Genomic DNA, 16,031 nt, shown 5'->3' with positions numbered 1-16,031 from the left:
GTGCTCAACTTCATCTACTATCCGGTCTCCTGGATCATGTGGGTCTGGCATTGGCTCTTCGCCGAGATCACGCCGGATACCCCGGGAGGCAACGGTGTGGCCTGGGCGCTGTCGGTGGTGTTCCTCGTGTTCACCCTGCGCGCCATTCTGTACAAGCCCTTCGTGAAGCAGATCCGCACCACGAAGAAGATGCAGGAGATCAATCCTCAGCTCCAGGCGATCCGTAAGAAGTACGCCAAGGATCGCGTCAAGATGACCGAGGAGATGCAGAAGCTGCAGAAGGAGCACGGGTTCAATCCCCTGCTCGGCTGCTTGCCGATGCTGCTGCAGGTCCCGGTGTTCATCGGCCTGTTCCACGTGTTGCGGTCCTTCAACCGCACGGCGACCGGCATGGGCCAGCTCGGGATGACGCCCGAGCAGACACGTCTGGTGGGCAACTACGCCTTCAGCCCGGAACTCGTGCAGAACTTCCTCGATGCCCGTCTGTTCGGTGTCCCGTTGTCGGCGTTCATCACCGAGCCGGTCGAGCAGTTCCAGGCGTTCGTCCAGCCGGGCGCCCCGATCGACTTCACCCGCGGGCAGATCGTGGTGGTGGTGATCCCGATGATGATCATTGCGTCGATCGCGACGCACATGAACTCGCGAGCGTCGGTGGCCCGTCAGCCCGAGGCGGCTCTCGAGAATCCGCAGACCCGCATGATGAATATGCTGGCGCTGTACGTCTTCCCGTTGGGCATTCTGGTGACCGGTCCGTTCTTCCCGGTGGCCATCCTCCTGTACTGGATGAGTAACAACATCTGGACCTACGGCCAGCAGCACATCGTCTTCGGTCGTATCGCGAAGGAAGAGGAAGCGGCGAAACTGGCGAAACAGGAGAAGCAGAAAGCCAACGCGCCCAAGCCCGGCGCGCGTCCCGATCCCGGTCGAAAACTCGCCAAGGGTGAGTCGGACGGAAACGCGGACGAGGCGGAGTCGGCGGCGCCCGCAGCGGCGGTTGCGACGTCGGCTGGTCCGCTGAGCGGTCTGCAACGGTGGCTTCGTCCGGATCGTCGTGCGAAGGATGCCCCGGCGTCCTCTGCGGCCACCGAGCCCGACGGTGTCGCGACCTCCGACCCGGACTCGAGCGCGGTATCTGATGAGTCGGCGTCGAGCGTCGACGGTGATGGCGCGACGACGAAGGCCGGCGCCAGTGGCGAATCCGGTGGTCAGAAGGCCCCCGCAGGTCAGAAAGCTCCCGCAGGTCAGAAGTCGGGTACCGCCCACGTCGCGGGCAAGAACCGTAAGGGCAATGCGAAACGTAAGAAGGGCGGCCGTCCCGGCGGACGCCACTGATCGAGGGCAGCCACTCCCCTCCCCTTCGTGGGTGGCACCAGAGACGTTGATCGGAAGCAGAGTTAGGTGGGATTGAGATGACAGCAGAGACCGCTGCACAGGACGAGCAGGAGATCCGCGACGACGCCGCGCAGTCGGCCGACGAGGTCACGGAAGGCGGTGTGGTCGAGACGTTGGATGGCAAGACGCCGGAGACCGAGACGGCTGGGACAGTCGCCGGTGCGGGAGAAGCCTCGGGTGCCGATGCCGGCTCGGCAACCGCTACCGATGATGCGGACGAGTCGGACGAGGACGATGACTCCGACGATGACGAGGTAGACGACGAGGAACGTCTGGTCGAAGAGGGCGAGATCGCCGGTGACTACCTGGAGCAGCTCCTCGACGTGCTCGACTTCGACGGCGACATCGATCTCGACGTCGACGGTGACCGCGCGATCGTGAGTATCGACGGGGGCGACGATCTGACGAAGCTGGTCGGCCGTAAGGGCGAGGTCCTCGACGCGCTGCAGGAGCTGACGCGTCTGGCAGTGCAGCAGGCGACGGGCGATCGGAGCCGGCTGATGCTGGACATCGCGCGGTGGCGTGCGGATCGTCGCGACCGTCTGGCCCGGATCGGTACCGAGGTGGCGGAGCGTGTCCGTGAGTCGGGTGTCCGCGAGGAGTTGGACCCGATGACGCCGTTTGAGCGCAAGATCGTGCACGACGCAGTGGCTGCGGTCGACGGCGTGGTGAGCGAGAGCGAGGGCGCCGAGCCCAAGCGCCGCGTGGTGGTGCTGCGGTCCAGCTAGTGTTGTGAACGCATACGACGAAGTCCCGGTTACGGCCGGGACTTTGTTGTATCCGGCATCAGTAATCACATCGATGCAGTTCACGACCCACGACTGCTGCGCTGTTTCACGTGAAACGCGTGGAGTCAGTTCTGTCGTTCGTTTCACGTGAAACACAGCCAGCTCCAGCGTTGCCGATGAAAGGATGTTTCACGTGGAACCAACCGCGACCGACGATCCACAGCCCGCTCCCCCAGAGGCCCTCACAGTCTTTGGTGACCGCCTGGAGATTGCCGAGCAGTACCACGAGGCGCTCGCCGGCGATGGCGTGGTGCTCGGTCTGATCGGACCACGGGAAGTACCACGTCTGTGGGATAGGCACATCCTGAACTGTGCGGTGATCGGCGACGTGATCATCGAGGGTGAGACCGTTGTCGACATCGGGAGCGGTGCGGGGCTGCCTGGCATCCCCCTCGCGATCGCCCGACCGGATCTGTCTGTGACTCTCGTGGAGCCACTCCTGCGACGTAGTGATTTCTTGCAGAGAATGGTTGCGGAGCTGAGGCTCGACGTGACTGTCGTTCGCGGGAGAGCCGAAGAGAAGGCGATTCGGGCAGCGGTGGGTGAAGCCGATGTGGTGACCTCTCGTGCCGTCGCGCCGCTCGAGCGCTTGGCCAAGTGGTGCGGACCGCTGGTCCGAGAAGACGGCAGAATGGTGGCAATCAAGGGTGCGTCTGCTCGGGAGGAGATCGACCGGGACCGCGATCTGGTGGGTCGGTCCGGGATCACCAACCTGAGGGTGGACGAGTGCGGTAAGGCCGTCCTGGATGTCCCGACGACGGTGGTCATCGGAACCAAAAGGCGCATCGGCGGGGGTTCCGGAAAGCGTTCGCGAACACGCAACAAGAAGAGGTGACCGGATTGGTGTGGAGTCCACGGAGGGCGCAGAATAGACGGCAGACCGGTGATCGGTCGGCGGCATCAGAAGCCGCGGATCATCGAGATGCCCACGCGGGGCAGGTTGCCGAAGGTTACGAAGTCGGGCGAAGGAGTCCAAGCGTGGTCGATCAGGACCCGAGTGTTTCACGTGAAACCACTGTCGGTGGCGGATCCCCTACCCCGCCGACCCCAGTCCCCCCGACATCACGCCCCGAGTTCCATGACACCCCGATAGCCGCCGCGGCCGCGCGAGCGAGTCAGGTTCTCACGCCCGGTGGCGCCGGCCAACTCCCGCGACCGCCGAAGACCCGGATCCTCACCATCGCCAATCAGAAGGGCGGCGTCGGCAAGACCACCACCGCGGTGAATCTGGCAGCGGGACTGGCCCTGCACGGACTCGGCGTCCTGGTCGTCGACCTCGATCCCCAGGGCAACGCGAGTACTGCGCTGGGGATCGATCATCGCGCTCCGGACATTGCATCGGTGTACGAACTGCTACTGGGCGAGGTGACGCTCGCCGAGGCGACCCAGAAGAGCCCCAACAATGACAGGCTCCTGTGCGTGCCTGCGACGCTCGACCTGGCAGGCGCCGAGATCGAACTGGTCTCGTTGGTCGCTCGGGAGAATCGGCTCCGCAACGCTCTGAACGAGGACACGTTACGAGACCTCGACGTGGACTACGTACTGATCGATTGCCCGCCGTCGCTCGGTTTGCTCACGGTCAACGCGATGGTGGCGGCCAAAGAGGTACTCATCCCGATTCAGTGCGAGTACTACGCGCTCGAGGGCGTCGGCCAACTACTCCGCAACATCGAGCTGGTGCAGGCACATCTCAATCCGGCGCTGCACGTCTCGACCGTGGTACTGACCATGTACGACGGCAGGACCAAGCTCGCCGATCAGGTCGCCGACGAGGTGCGCAATCACTTCGGCGACAAGGTGTTGAAGGCGATCATTCCGCGAAGTGTGAAGGTCTCCGAGGCCCCGGGATTCGGCATGACCATCATCGAATACGACCCGGGTTCACGTGGATCGATGAGCTACCTCGACGCCTGTAGAGAGTTGGCACTACGGGGCGCGGCGCAATGATGAGCGGCGTCACCTCGGCGAACACGCTCTGGTCGACCACGTCCCTGCATACCGAACACAGTCGGTCGGTGCGGATAGGATTCGAGATCATGGGGCGGCGGCAGTCGCCGATACTCCCGGTGTATTCAGCGAGAGGACAGCAGTGAGTCAGCGAGATACTGCACAGCGTCGAGGCGGACTCGGGCGTGGTCTGGCCGCGCTGATCCCCACCGGTCCGCCCGAAGGTGATGAGCCGAGCGGTCCACGTCTCGGTTCGGCCGCGGCGGATGTGGTGATCGGCAGAACCACTCCAGGCGTGGGGTCTGATCGCCCGGATGCGGGCTCCCCCGGTGCCACCGTGGAGCGTGGTGCATCGGATCGTCCAACTTCTGACGGCACCGCATCGGATGCCACCGCACTGAACTCGAACGAGATGGGTGCGGTCTACCGCGAGATTCCGCCGTCGCAGATCCAACCCAACCCGCAACAGCCGCGCACGGTGTTCGACGAGGATGCGCTGGCAGAGCTGGTGCACTCCATCAAGGAATTCGGGCTGATGCAGCCCATCGTCGTGCGACGCCTGTCGGCACCCACCGACGACGGGGTTCTGTACCAGCTCGTGATGGGTGAGCGGCGCTGGCGTGCCGGTCAAGAAGCCGGTCTCGATGCGTTGCCCGCGATCGTTCGTGAGACCGCCGACGCGGACATGCTGCGTGATGCGCTGCTCGAGAACATCCACCGTGCGCAGCTCAATCCATTGGAAGAGGCCGCGGCGTATCAGCAGCTGCTCGATGAGTTCGGCGTCACCCACGAGGAACTGGCGAATCGCCTCGGCCGATCGCGTCCGCTGATCACGAACATGATCCGACTGCTCAAGCTGCCGGTCCCGGTCCAGCGACGGGTTGCGGCGGGGGTGCTGTCGGCAGGTCACGCGCGCGCACTGCTGTCCCTCGAGACCGGAAGTGACGCTCAGGAGGCCCTGGCTGCCCGGATCGTCGCGGAGGGTATGTCGGTACGCGCCACCGAGGAGGCGGTCACCCTCTCGAATCGGGGCGACCGGGATCCGGCGGCACCCTGCCCTGCCAAGCGCAAGCCGATGCAGATGCCGGGTCTGCAGGACGTTGCCGAGCGACTTTCCGACCGTCTGGACACGAGGGTTACAGTCAGTCTCGGGAAGCGAAAAGGCAAGATCGTGGTGGAGTTCGGCTCGGTCGAAGACCTCGAACGGATCGTCGGTGTTGTCGACCCCCGTGGGGTCTCGTGACCGTGTGAAAGTGCCTCATGGGGGCACCCGGGAGATACGTCACAGTGACAATTGATCAGCGAGGACGACGGTGAAAGTACGAAATCTATTGTCGCACTACACTTTCGATCTTCCGAACCCGATCGAGGCGGAGATGTCGGAATGAATCTCGCGGTCACTCGTGTCGATCTCGAATCTTTCGAGTCGTTGCCGATGCACACTCGCCGCTGCGTGTTCTGGGAGGTCGATCCGTCGTCGTCACGCACCGCCGAGAACGAGATCTTGGGCGAGTTCGGGTCATCGTTCGAGAGCGAGTTCGACAAGGAAGCGTGGATCTCCGGTGTGCTCCTCGAATGGGGCACCTGCGGTCAGGTGGCGATCGACGGACAGACCGGACACTACGTGGGTACCGCCTTCTACGCGCCACCCGGACGCGTCCCGCGGTCGGGCCACTTCCCCACTTCTCCGGTGAGCGCCGATGCGGTTCTTCTGACCTCCATCCGCACCGAACCCGGATTCGAAGAAGCTGCCCCTATCCTTCTCGACAGCGTCGTGACCAATCTGGTTCGTCGTGGTGTTCGTGCCGTCGAGGCATTCGGCATCGTCCGCACACCGGCGGAATCCGCAGATTCGTCCGCATTGAGCCAACCACCATCTGAGCACGATGAGGTGGCGGAGCTCGGCGCCCTGGAATCGATCTCGAATGAGATGCAGGTCTGGGCAGACGAGACGATCGTCGAGATCACCCGCGCCATGCACGACAGCCCGCAGGCGAACCTCTGCACGGAGTGCATCATCGATGCGGACTTCCTGAAGGACTCCGGATTCGATCTGGTGGCATCACATCCGCGGTTTCCCCGGTTCCGCCTCGAACTCGACGAAGGGTTGGGTTGGAAGCACGAGGTCGAGCACGCCCTCGAGAAGCTGGTGGTGATGGCCGCGATGGACCTCGCCGGCCGCGAGCGACCGGCATCGGTGCCGGTCGGCCGTCGGCAGCGCTGACCGACAGCTGAGTGATCAGCCGGCCGAGAAAACAGACAGCGTCAGCTGGAAAGGCGCTCCGCCGCAAGAAGTTCTGCGAACGTGTACGTCCCCGTCGGGCGATCGTTCTCACCCAGGAGATAGAGCCGCTTCACGGCCACGAGGATTGCTTCGGCGATGACGTCGCGGGCCTTCGGGTCGTTGAGCAGTTCTGCGTCGTTCTGGTTCGTGATGTAGCCGACGTCGATCAGCGCCACAGGCATCCTGGTGAGCCGCAACACGTCCCAGGTCCGCTCGTGCGTCCGACAGTCGGTGAGGCTTGTGCGGGCGGCGATTTCGCGTTGGATGAAACCGGCGAGGTTGCGGCCGATGGTCGAGAACGACCCGTGTGAATTGCCGAAGTGGAACGATGCCACACCGTGCGCGCGGTCGTTGGGGTAGTGACCGCAGCGCAGCGAGATCATCAGATCGGCGTCGACGAGGTTGGCCACCCGGGCGCGTTCGTCGTCGCTGGGACGGCCCCGGCCGTCGTGGGAGAGGAACGTCTCCATACCGGCGGCGGCCATGCGCCCCTCCAGCCGGGCACCGAGGTCCCACAACACCGCGGACTCGAGATCGGCGGTGATGCCGGATGAAAGGTCGTGCAGCCCACCGGAACCCGGGTCGATGAGGATTCGCTTGCCGGAGAGCTGTGGCCCGGAACGGCGGACCTGCTCCTCCTCGCGAATGGCGTGCGGCGACCCGCCGGTGACGCGGGTGCCGAGTCGCTCGAGCGAACGCAGGGTCGCCGGTCCGCAGATTCCGTCGGACGACAGGCCGTACTCGCTCTGATAGAGGCACACCGCGTTATGGGTGGTCTCGCCGAAGGTGCCGTCGACCAGGCCGGTGTAGTAGCCGAGGTTCTGGAGGCGCGCTTGTAGGGTCGCGACGTCGTCACCGACCATCGGTGCGGACAGACGGTAGAGCAGTACTCGCGTGCCGAGCTGATACGAGGCCTCGCGCAAGGCGCGGTAGGTGGCCGGACCGACGATGCCGTCGACGATCAGCCCGCGCTCCTGCTGGAACGCACGCACGGCGCGATCGCACGCGTCGTCGAAGATCGCCTCGGGAGGTGTCCAGCCACTGATCGTGCCGGACATGCTCTCAGGCGCCGGACTCGACGTCAGCAGTCTGAGTCCGACGAGGATATTCCGGATCTCGGCGACAGCCGAGCCATGATCCCCGAGTCGGAACAACGGCATCAGCAACTCCTCGTCCAGGCAGCGCGGTGGATGGGTATGGGTGTCAGCGTCCCCCAGATCGGTGCTCACCGCACACCGCCGCAAACACCGAGCATTCTTTCAGGTCGCGACGGCACGACCAAATGATGGCGCCACCAGGGGCGCCATCATCGGGGTCCTGCGGGCCCGGACCGTCGTCCGGTTCCGGGGTAACCGCAGGTCAGTTGATCATGCAGGCGAGCCGACGACTCCGTCGAGCTCACGCAGCAGGGCGGCCTTGCCCTTGGCGCCGACGATCGTCTTGGTGGCCTTGCCATCTTCGAACAGGATCATGGTCGGAATCGACATGATCTGGAAGTCGCGGGCGACGCCTGGGTTGGCGTCGACGTCGAGCTTCGCGATGGTCAGCTTGTCGCCGTGATCGCGGGCGATCTCCTCGAGAACGGGTGCCACCATCTTGCACGGGCCGCACCAGGTCGCCCAGAAGTCGACGAGTACCGGCTTGTCGGCGCCGAGTACCTCGTCCTTGAAGGTCGCGTCGGTGACGGCGACGGTGTTTGCTCCCATGGTGTCCTCCTTATGGACGTCAGAAGTCGATGTGTCTGGTGATATCAGGCAGTCGCAGGCGCGTCGACGACCACGAACTCACCCTCGAGTCCGGCGTCGATGTCGACATCGCCCTGTTCGGCGAGCCAGCGCTCGGCGTCGATCGCGGCCGAACAGCCGCTGCCGGCAGCCGTGACGGCTTGACGGTAGGTGTGGTCGACGAGGTCGCCACAGGCGAACACGCCCGGTATCGACGTGTAGGTGGTCCGGCCGGCGACCTGCACGTATCCCTCGGGGTCCAGGTCGACCTGGCCGCGGACCAGTTCGCTACGGGGATCATGTCCGATCGCGACGAACATGCCGGTGACGTCGATCGTGCTGGTCTCGCCGCTCGTGGTGTCGGTGAGCCCGAGCCCGGTGACGGAATTGTCGCCGAGGACCGACGTCACGGCCGAGTTGGTGACGAACCGGATCTTCTCGTTGGCGCGGGCGCGCTCGAGCATGATCTTGGAGGCACGGAACTCCTCGCGCCGATGGACGAGGGTGACGCTGCGCGCGAACTTGGTCAGGAACGTCGCCTCTTCCATCGCGGAGTCGCCTCCGCCGATCACGGCGATGTCCTGGTCCTTGAAGAAGAAGCCGTCACAGGTGGCACATGCGGAGACACCGCGACCCAGCAGGGTCTGCTCGTTCTCGACGCCGAGGTACCGGGCCGCAGCACCCATGGCCAGGATCACTGCGCGAGCACGGAACACCTCGCCACCGACCTCGACCTCCTTGACCGGTCCCTGGAGGCGCACGGTGTCCACGTCTTCCATGCGCAGGTCGGCGCCGAAACGGATCGCCTGTTCCCGCATCTCGTCCATGAGCTGTGGGCCCTGGATGCCGCCCTGGAAGCCGGGGAAGTTCTCCACCTCGGTGGTGGTCATCAGCGCGCCACCGAACTGTGTGCCCTCGAAAACGATCGGGGCGAGCTCGGCGCGAGCCGCGTAGATCGCGGCGGTGTAGCCGGCGGGGCCCGATCCGATGATGATCAGGTCGTGGATCTGCTGGCTGTCTGGCTGGGTCATCCGTCCTCCGTGCTCGACGGCGCGATGCGTTGTTCGACGCCGCGCCGGGTGTCTCGGCTGTCTCAACATCAGGGTAAGGGCAGATGTTCCCGGCAGCGGGAGGCGTGCGTGGACGATCACATGTGGTCGGGCCGATGTGACTGTTCGGGCGCGGTGTCAGCCGCCGATCACGGTACGGCTGATGCGCGCGGGATTTCCGGTGGTGCAGTCGGGCGCCACGACGAGCGCATCGAAGCGGCCCGCGGTCCCGGTGGACAGCAGGATGACGACACCGTTGCGTCCACGCACGGTGACCGGCCCGGTCCCGAGGACCACGGTGTCTGCCGCGACACCGTTGGCAGCGGTGCAGCGGCGCAGTGCCTGCGCCGATCCGAACGGCGCGACGTCGTCCTTTCCCAGCACGGACAACAGCGCGACCCGTTCACCGGGTGCCAGGTCGGTGATCGGTGGCGCGGACGGCTGGGCCTGCAGCGGAGGGTCGGATGCCGGTGACCGCAGCACCGTGACGGTGATGGCGAGCACCGCGACGATCGTGGCGGCGACGCCACCGGCCGCCAACCATCGGGCAGGCATCCGCCGCCTGCGGCGTTCGGCGATATCACCGACGGCGCCGTCGGGCGTGGTGGCGGTCTCCGCGCCGATCTCGTCGAGCGTCCGCCGGGTCCTGGACGCCACCTCGGCGGGTACGGGAATGGGTGGCACGTCAGTGCCGCGCAGCTGTGCGGTGGTGCGGTCGAGTGCGTCGAGAACCGCGCGGGCATCGGGGTCGTCGGAGATACGAGATCTCATGTACTCGGCGACGTCGGGCGGCAGGACATCGGCGTGCAGATCTGCGAGGAGATCGGTCGAGTAGGGAGGTTGCGGGAAGCGCGAGACCGTGCGGTCAGGGTCGTCTGCTGCTCCCGGCGGGATCATCGCTCCACTCTCCCACTTCTCTCCCCGGACCCGATCCACAGTGGGTGGATCGAGCGCGGCGTCCGACTGGTATCTGGCCGTGCCTGTGATCGTGATCGTCAGGGTTTAAGACGCACCGGTCCGCGGTCCGGTTCCATCGGATTCGTCAGCGGCCGTCAGCGGTGCGGCGGGCGACATCTCGGTCGTGGCACCATGCGTGTCAGCGCGGTGCCCACGGGCGTCCGCCGAACATCCGAACGTCGAGAGGCAGCAGTTCGTGAGCAAGCCACTGAGTGCTCTGCCACATCCGCCGGGTCGCATCCCGATCCTGGGAGATGTCCGTTCAGCAGATCGGCGGCGCCCCACCCAACACGAAGCAGAGTTGGCCCTCCGGCTCGGTCCCGTCTTCCAGCGCGAGTTGCTCGGCAACCGCCTGGTGGTGGTGGGTGGAGCCGATCTGGCGAACCAGACGCTGGACGAGCGTTCCTGGGGGCGGGCGCTCGTCGGGCCGCTCGCGCAGCTGCGTGAGCTCGCCGGAGCGGGTCTTTTCACGGCACGGTCGAAGGACCCGCTGTGGGGACAGGCGCGCCGAATCCTGACACCGGGGTTCTCGCAATCGGCGATGCGCATTTATCACGACGCCATGGCGAGCGTCGCCGACGACCTGGCCGCGAAATGGGCGACGTCGCCGGTGGTCGACGTGCATCAGGACATGACCTCGGCCACCCTGGAAGTGATCGGCCGGGCCGGGTTCTCGTGCCGCATGGGCCTGCTCGGCCGACAAGACGGAGCGGCGGAGGGAACCGAGCAGTTCTTGGATTCCCTTGGGCGCGTGCTTGTCTGGGCCAGTGAATCGACCAACGACGTACCGATCGTGGGTACGGTCCGTGAGTTTCTCGGTGCCCGGCGCCGCAACGCGGACATCGCGGTCTGCCGCAACTTCGTCCAGCGGATCATCGAAAGCCGTTTGCAGTCAGGCGATCACGGGAACACCGATCTCCTGGGCCTCATGCTCGAGACGGAGGATCCCGACACGGGCGACCGGCTGCCACTGCACAACGTCACCGACCAGGTGCTGACATTTCTGGCCGCCGGACACGAGACGACCGCGGCGCTGATGGAGGTGGCGCTCTATCACCTGGCGGCCGAACCGATCTCGGCCGATCGGATCGCAGAGACAGAGCTCGACCCGGCGCCGCTGACCTACGAGGGGGTCGTCAAGTCACGCCAGATCCGCGCCTACGTCAACGAATGCCTTCGACTGTGGCCGCCGGCCCCGGGCTTTTTCCGGGTTGCGCGCACCGACCAGGAGTTGGGTGGCTATCACATCCCTTCCGGGCGAGGGGTGTTCGTCCTCGCACTGGCCGCGCAGCGCGACACCGCGGTGTGGGGTCCGGATGCCCACCGATTCCGGGCGGATCGCTTCACCGCCGAGCGGATCACCGCCGGTTCCGGAAAGTTCTTCTCGCCCTGGGGTGCCGGACCGCGGTCGTGCATCGGTCGCCAGTTCGCGATGCATGAGGCGAGTCTGTTACTCGCCACCCTGCTGTCCAGATTCCGTTTCCGACTGGAGAAATCCGGCGAGCTGGTGATGCGGGAGCGGGCCACACTGCGGCCCGAACCCTTCAGGATCGTCGCGACCCCGCGGAAGTCTGAGCGATGACCTGGTACCTGATCGAGTGCCTCACCGACGACACGATGTCGATCGTCTTCCGGGAGGGCGAGTTTCGCGACTGGGGGTCGTTGCGTGCCTTGACCCGATCGGACGGCATCGACGTCGCTGCGCCGATCGCGGAGGTCATCAGGTCGCGGCTACCCCTCGATCGTGTGATCGGAGGCCGACTGGGCGACCGCCGCCTCGTGCTGCGGCCGGTCCTCGGATACGAGGGTGAGGTCTACGGCGTCAAGACCTGGGTGGGCGACCCGGGCGAGCCGGTGTCGCCGGAGCGCGCGATCGCATCGGTCAACTGGGATCCCCAGACGCTGATCGCCCGGCACACATTGGAGTCGTACCTGATGTCGTCGCAGAGCCCGGACGGATTCGGCGACACCCGGGACCCAGGCCAGTTCCTGCGCAAGGTGGTGCAGTTCGACGCCTTGAACGAATTGGCCGAGCTGTGCACGAACTCCGGCCAGCGCACCACGTTCCAGGGCCCGCTCACCGTGCTGCACGACGACAGTCACCTGATGACCTGGCGCGGCCTGGCCCGCAGTGGTGCCGGTCGCGATGCCGACGAGGTGCGAGGGCTGTTCCATGACGTCACCGACACCGAACCGATCCGCGTCGATCCGCTCACCGCCCTCCGTCTCGTCGATCTCGACCGGGATGGTGACGTCCCGCCTGCGGTCCTGGTCGCGTTCCGGACCAATCCGGCAGATCCCGACGATGTTGTGCCATTCCTCATCTATTGGTTGTCGACCCGACCCGGTTATGTCGCGGAATCCGCGGTGGACCACCATCCGGATCTGCCGGGTAATCTGATCCACCCCGACGACTTCGAGGGATTCCTACGGGCGCGAGAGGCCTTGCAGAATGAACTCGACGACTACGAGGTGCCCTCGGCGGTGCGGTTGCTCGCACCGGACGGGGCGTGGGTGCCGGTGCGCTTCCGGCTCAGGCGTTACCCGGGTGCGGTCGGCAGTCAGCTGCTCGTCGGTCGTTTCGCCCCCGCTGCCGGCTGAGCGGCAGGTCGACCCCGCATCGCCTGCTAGCATCAGCGACACAAACGCGCGCCTCTCGAGGTGGAAGTTCCCGGCGCTCTGGATGTCCGAGCCCGGTCGCACACAGAGCCTGAAGCAGCACCCTGCAGGGTCGACTGCTTCGGCAGTATGCGAGAGGGCACGAGCGTGTTGACAGTCGCCTCGGCGGAAGGCGTGGCCGGTGGTGGGGTCCGTCGGATCGATCCGTATTCCGACGGCGCCGATCGTTCGGACGCCGAACTGCTGGCCGCACATGCCACAGGCGATCCCCGCGCTTTCCGCACGCTGGTGCGTCGCCACGACAGCTACCTGTGGGCCGTCGCGATGCGCACGACCCGCGATTCCGACGCCGCCGCCGATGCCTTGCAGGACGCTCTGTTCAACGCTCACCGTCACGCCTGCCGATTCCGGGGCGACGCCCAGGTCCGGTCGTGGCTCCATCGTGTCGTCGTCAATGCGTGTTTCGACAGGTTGCGCCGGGATCAGGCCCGCCTGGCCGTCGAACGGCCGGAGGACCACGCGCCCGACCGCTCCGACGGAACCGATCCGGCCGACCGGCTCGTCTTCCGGCTCGACATCGCCGACGCCCTGGCCGCCCTGCCGGATCATCAGCGCGTGGCGATCATCGCCGTGGACGTCGAGGGCTACAGCATCGCCGACACGGCCGAGCGGCTCGGCGTGGCACCCGGCACCGTCAAGAGCAGGTGCGCACGGGGGCGCGCCGAACTCGCCACGATGCTCGGTCACCTGCGAACACGGTGATGGCCCGATCGGCCGAGGTCAGCACTCTCGAAGATGACCGAGAGCCTGCGCGAGCCGGAGCCGACCGCGTGAGCACCGACTCTTGATGGTTCCGATCGGTACACCGAGACGCTGCGCGGCCTCACTGACCGAGTAGCCCTCCACGTCCACCGCGATCACCGCGGCACGCTGATCCGGCGGCAGGGTGTCGAGTGCCCTGCCGATCGAGATCGAGAGGTCGACGGCCGCCATCTGGTCGTGATCGTCGGCGAGGGGCAGGAGGTCGTACTCCGGGATCGGCACCGTGCGCCGCACGCGGTTGCGGCGGATGCGGTCGAGGCAGGCGTTCACCACGATCCGGTGCAGCCAGCTCGTCACCTTGGCGTCGGACCGGAATCGCGACGCCATTCGGTGTGCATTGAGCAGGGCGTCCTGCAGGGCGTCGGCGGCGTCGTCGGGATTGTTGCTCGTGCGGCAGGCCAGCGACCACAGATAGGTCTGATGACGTTCGATCAGCGTCGCGAAGGCGTCGGGCTCACCGGCAACATGGGCGCGGAGCAGATCTTCGTCGCTGCGCGCGTCGACGCTCCCCCGAGTCATGCCGAGAAGGTTAGTGGACACCACGGGTCCTCGGCGCACTGACCTGCACGTTGTCCACAGTTCTGGGGACACCGGAGAGGTTGTGGACGAGTGGATGATTCGGGGTGGCGCGGATGGCGGAGAATCAGTTGCCGTCGGCGGAACGGTGGTTGCTGAGGGCGAGAAATCGGGTGTCGTCGGCGCAGCAGGGACTCAGCCCAGCAGGCTCTCGTACGCGGCGACGAACAGTTCGACGCTCACGTCCAGGATCGCGTCGAGGTCGAACAGGTCCGGGCCGGCGTCGGCGGGCGCGGCAAACTCCCCGTTGGCACTTGTGTACCAATCGACCAGGAGCTGCGTGAGCGCGCCGACCAGACCGATGGCGGCAAGGCGTTGCGTGCGATCGGCGGTCTCCTCCCCCAGCGCAAACGTCAGGATCAGATCGGCCCACTCGTGAATCGCGTTGAGCCGCAGGCGTTCCAGATCAGGATTGACACCGACGACCTCGACGAGCATCACGCGGGCCCGACGTGCGTCGTCGGCCAGGCATCGCACGAATGCGGTCAGCGCAGCCCGTGCGACGGCAGGTGCGTCGGGAGACGAGACACCGACCGCACCCACTCCCCCACCGTCGGCGACGAAACCGGCCGCGGCATCGACGGTCGCGACGCGGGCGAACTCCACACAATCCTCGTAGACCGCGGCCAGCAGCGCGGGGCGGTCGGCGAACGACTCGTAGAAGTAGCGCTGCGTCAGACCGGCGTGCTCGCACACCCGCTTCACGGAGGCGCTCGCATAACCGTCGGAGCCGAACAGATCCAACCCGGCGGCGATCAGATCGAGCCGTCGCCGGTCACGCCGTTCGTCGGCGTCGGCCCCGCCGTAGCGGCGCCCCTCGGGGGTACTCATCGGACTCCTCGGCATCGTCGGTGGTCACGGCTGTAGATCTCTTTACACGACTCTATCTGACACGATATCGTGTCAGAACATCATCTGACATGTTCCCGTGTCAGATGGCCGAACGGACCAGCAGGAGAACCGATGCTCGACTTCCTACCGGAGGCGATGCGCGAGCCGACCGTGCTCGCGATCCCGTTCTTCGTGCTCCTCGTGGTGCTCGAGTGGGTGGCGGCCTGGAAACTCGATCACACCGCGACGGACCGTCCGTCTCAACACGACGAACGCGTCCCGGCGCCACGCGGTTCGTACAACGCACGAGATTCTCGTGCCAGCCTCCTGATGGGACTCGTCTCGATCGCCACCAGTGCGGGATGGAAAATGACCGCGCTGCTCGCGTATTCGGCGATCTTCGCCTATCTCGCACCCTGGCAGCTCCCGGCGAACGCCTGGTACACCTGGCTGATCGCGTTCGTCGGGTTGGATTTCCTCTTCTACTGGGAGCACCGGATGGCCCATCGCGTCCGGCTGGTCTGGGCCACCCACCAGGCCCACCACTCCAGCGAGTACTTCAATTTCACCACCGCGCTGCGCCAGAAGTGGAACAACAGTGCGGGCATCGTCATGTGGTTGCCACTCCCCCTCCTGGGCGTGCCACCCGCCCTGGTGTTCGCGGCGTACTCGCTGAACCTGGTCTACCAGTTCTGGATTCACACCGAGCACATCGGAAAGCTTTGGGCGCCTGTTGAGTTCGTCTTCAACACGCCGTCACATCACCGGGTACACCACGGCAGCGACGCCGACTACCTGGACCGCAACTACGGCGGAACCTTCATCATCTGGGACCGGATGTTCGGAACCTTCCGCTCCGAGACCTACCGACCAACGTACGGATTGACCAAACCGGTTGACACCTACAACATCTGGCGGTTGCAGACTCATGAGTACGGCGCGATCGCGCGGGACGTGCGCACGGCCGACGGCCTGCGGGCGCGCCTGGGCCATGTGTTCGGTCCGCCCGGCTGGCGGCCGGATCACCGGCCGTACTGATCCG

General features: G+C 65.8%; 16 protein-coding genes. 10 read left to right on the top strand and 6 right to left on the bottom strand.

The window, feature by feature from the left end:
* The 6 genes from yidC to IDF66_RS12745 all read left to right on the top strand — a co-directional run bounded on the left by yidC (window position 1) and on the right by IDF66_RS12745 (window position 6,351).
* The gene (gene yidC / locus IDF66_RS12770) at window positions 1-1,332 is read left to right on the top strand and encodes a membrane protein insertase YidC (protein WP_190267103.1); all 1,332 of its coding nucleotides are present in this window, start codon (window positions 1-3) and stop codon (window positions 1,330-1,332) included.
* 77 nt (window positions 1,333-1,409) lie between these two features.
* Entirely contained in the window at window positions 1,410-2,120 is a 711-nt protein-coding gene (locus IDF66_RS12765) for a Jag family protein (RefSeq protein WP_190267102.1), read from the top strand.
* A gap of 184 nt (window positions 2,121-2,304) precedes the next feature.
* Window positions 2,305-3,015 carry a 16S rRNA (guanine(527)-N(7))-methyltransferase RsmG gene (rsmG, locus tag IDF66_RS12760; RefSeq protein ID WP_190267101.1) on the top strand — a complete coding sequence of 237 codons (711 nt, stop codon included), beginning with the start codon at window positions 2,305-2,307 and terminating at the stop codon, window positions 3,013-3,015.
* Between the two features lie 143 nt (window positions 3,016-3,158).
* Window positions 3,159-4,127: a ParA family protein gene (locus tag IDF66_RS12755; protein WP_317628676.1), complete on the top strand. Its 969-nt coding sequence runs from the start codon at window positions 3,159-3,161 to the stop codon at window positions 4,125-4,127.
* Between the two features lie 142 nt (window positions 4,128-4,269).
* Window positions 4,270-5,370 carry a ParB/RepB/Spo0J family partition protein gene (locus tag IDF66_RS12750; RefSeq protein WP_190267100.1) on the top strand — a complete coding sequence of 367 codons (1,101 nt, stop codon included), beginning with the start codon at window positions 4,270-4,272 and terminating at the stop codon, window positions 5,368-5,370.
* A 141-nt stretch (window positions 5,371-5,511) separates the two neighbouring features.
* Entirely contained in the window at window positions 5,512-6,351 is an 840-nt protein-coding gene (locus tag IDF66_RS12745; RefSeq protein WP_190267099.1) for a hypothetical protein, read from the top strand.
* A gap of 41 nt (window positions 6,352-6,392) precedes the next feature.
* Here IDF66_RS12745 and IDF66_RS12740 read toward each other — a convergent pair whose 3' ends face one another.
* The 4 genes from IDF66_RS12740 to IDF66_RS12725 form a co-directional block, all read right to left on the bottom strand.
* The gene (locus IDF66_RS12740; protein WP_164311057.1) at window positions 6,393-7,571 is read right to left on the bottom strand and encodes an N-acetylmuramoyl-L-alanine amidase; all 1,179 of its coding nucleotides are present in this window, start codon (window positions 7,569-7,571) and stop codon (window positions 6,393-6,395) included.
* Between the two features lie 207 nt (window positions 7,572-7,778).
* The gene (gene trxA, locus IDF66_RS12735; protein ID WP_164310080.1) at window positions 7,779-8,117 is read right to left on the bottom strand and encodes a thioredoxin; all 339 of its coding nucleotides are present in this window, start codon (window positions 8,115-8,117) and stop codon (window positions 7,779-7,781) included.
* Between the two features lie 44 nt (window positions 8,118-8,161).
* The gene (trxB, locus tag IDF66_RS12730; RefSeq protein WP_190267098.1) at window positions 8,162-9,166 is read right to left on the bottom strand and encodes a thioredoxin-disulfide reductase; all 1,005 of its coding nucleotides are present in this window, start codon (window positions 9,164-9,166) and stop codon (window positions 8,162-8,164) included.
* A 156-nt stretch (window positions 9,167-9,322) separates the two neighbouring features.
* Entirely contained in the window at window positions 9,323-10,081 is a 759-nt protein-coding gene (locus IDF66_RS12725; protein WP_190267097.1) for an anti-sigma factor, read from the bottom strand.
* 256 nt (window positions 10,082-10,337) lie between these two features.
* Here IDF66_RS12725 and IDF66_RS12720 point away from each other — a divergent pair, with 256 nt between their 5' ends.
* The 3 genes from IDF66_RS12720 (at window position 10,338) to sigM (IDF66_RS12710) (ending at window position 13,522) form a co-directional block, all read left to right on the top strand.
* Window positions 10,338-11,723: a cytochrome P450 gene (locus tag IDF66_RS12720; RefSeq protein WP_190267096.1), complete on the top strand. Its 1,386-nt coding sequence runs from the start codon at window positions 10,338-10,340 to the stop codon at window positions 11,721-11,723.
* The gene (locus tag IDF66_RS12715; RefSeq protein ID WP_190267095.1) at window positions 11,720-12,742 is read left to right on the top strand and encodes a GAF domain-containing protein; all 1,023 of its coding nucleotides are present in this window, start codon (window positions 11,720-11,722) and stop codon (window positions 12,740-12,742) included. Before IDF66_RS12720 ends, IDF66_RS12715 begins: the two co-directional genes overlap by 4 nt.
* 192 nt (window positions 12,743-12,934) lie before the next feature.
* A complete protein-coding gene (gene sigM, locus IDF66_RS12710) occupies window positions 12,935-13,522 on the top strand; it encodes an RNA polymerase sigma factor SigM (RefSeq protein ID WP_387999210.1) in 588 nt (195 codons plus the stop codon).
* Between the two features lie 18 nt (window positions 13,523-13,540).
* On the opposite strand, the gene sigM (IDF66_RS12705) is transcribed toward sigM (IDF66_RS12710), so the two are convergent.
* Both sigM (IDF66_RS12705) and IDF66_RS12700 read right to left on the bottom strand, forming a co-directional pair.
* Window positions 13,541-14,101 (bottom strand): RNA polymerase sigma factor SigM, encoded by a 561-nt coding sequence (sigM, locus tag IDF66_RS12705; RefSeq protein ID WP_164310076.1) that lies wholly within the window; start codon window positions 14,099-14,101, stop codon window positions 13,541-13,543.
* Between the two features lie 192 nt (window positions 14,102-14,293).
* A complete protein-coding gene (locus IDF66_RS12700) occupies window positions 14,294-14,989 on the bottom strand; it encodes a TetR/AcrR family transcriptional regulator (RefSeq protein ID WP_190267093.1) in 696 nt (231 codons plus the stop codon).
* Between the two features lie 132 nt (window positions 14,990-15,121).
* Here IDF66_RS12700 and IDF66_RS12695 point away from each other — a divergent pair, with 132 nt between their 5' ends.
* Window positions 15,122-16,027 carry a sterol desaturase family protein gene (locus tag IDF66_RS12695; RefSeq protein ID WP_190267092.1) on the top strand — a complete coding sequence of 302 codons (906 nt, stop codon included), beginning with the start codon at window positions 15,122-15,124 and terminating at the stop codon, window positions 16,025-16,027.
* Window positions 16,028-16,031 lie beyond the last annotated feature (4 nt).

Source organism: Gordonia hankookensis, from assembly GCF_014673215.1.
Lineage (GTDB): Bacteria > Actinomycetota > Actinomycetes > Mycobacteriales > Mycobacteriaceae > Gordonia > Gordonia hankookensis.
The sequence above is the reverse complement of the archived record's forward strand: the minus strand, read 5'-3'. Positions and strand labels throughout refer to the sequence as shown.

Excerpts from the sequence above, each read along its gene's own strand:
- IDF66_RS12765 (WP_190267102.1), top strand. The coding sequence starts at position 1,410 with ATGACAGCAGAGACCGCTGCACAGGACGAGCAGGAGATCCGCGACGAC.
- IDF66_RS12700 (WP_190267093.1), bottom strand. The coding sequence starts at position 14,989 with ATGAGTACCCCCGAGGGGCGCCGCTACGGCGGGGCCGACGCCGACGAA.
- IDF66_RS12715 (WP_190267095.1), top strand. The coding sequence starts at position 11,720 with ATGACCTGGTACCTGATCGAGTGCCTCACCGACGACACGATGTCGATC.
- IDF66_RS12695 (WP_190267092.1), top strand. The coding sequence starts at position 15,122 with ATGCTCGACTTCCTACCGGAGGCGATGCGCGAGCCGACCGTGCTCGCG.
- trxA (WP_164310080.1), bottom strand. The coding sequence starts at position 8,117 with ATGGGAGCAAACACCGTCGCCGTCACCGACGCGACCTTCAAGGACGAG.
- rsmG (WP_190267101.1), top strand. The coding sequence starts at position 2,305 with ATGTTTCACGTGGAACCAACCGCGACCGACGATCCACAGCCCGCTCCC.
- trxB (WP_190267098.1), bottom strand. The coding sequence starts at position 9,166 with ATGACCCAGCCAGACAGCCAGCAGATCCACGACCTGATCATCATCGGA.
- IDF66_RS12725 (WP_190267097.1), bottom strand. The coding sequence starts at position 10,081 with ATGATCCCGCCGGGAGCAGCAGACGACCCTGACCGCACGGTCTCGCGC.
- sigM (WP_164310076.1), bottom strand. The coding sequence starts at position 14,101 with ATGACTCGGGGGAGCGTCGACGCGCGCAGCGACGAAGATCTGCTCCGC.
- IDF66_RS12745 (WP_190267099.1), top strand. The coding sequence starts at position 5,512 with ATGAATCTCGCGGTCACTCGTGTCGATCTCGAATCTTTCGAGTCGTTG.
- IDF66_RS12740 (WP_164311057.1), bottom strand. The coding sequence starts at position 7,571 with ATGCCGTTGTTCCGACTCGGGGATCATGGCTCGGCTGTCGCCGAGATC.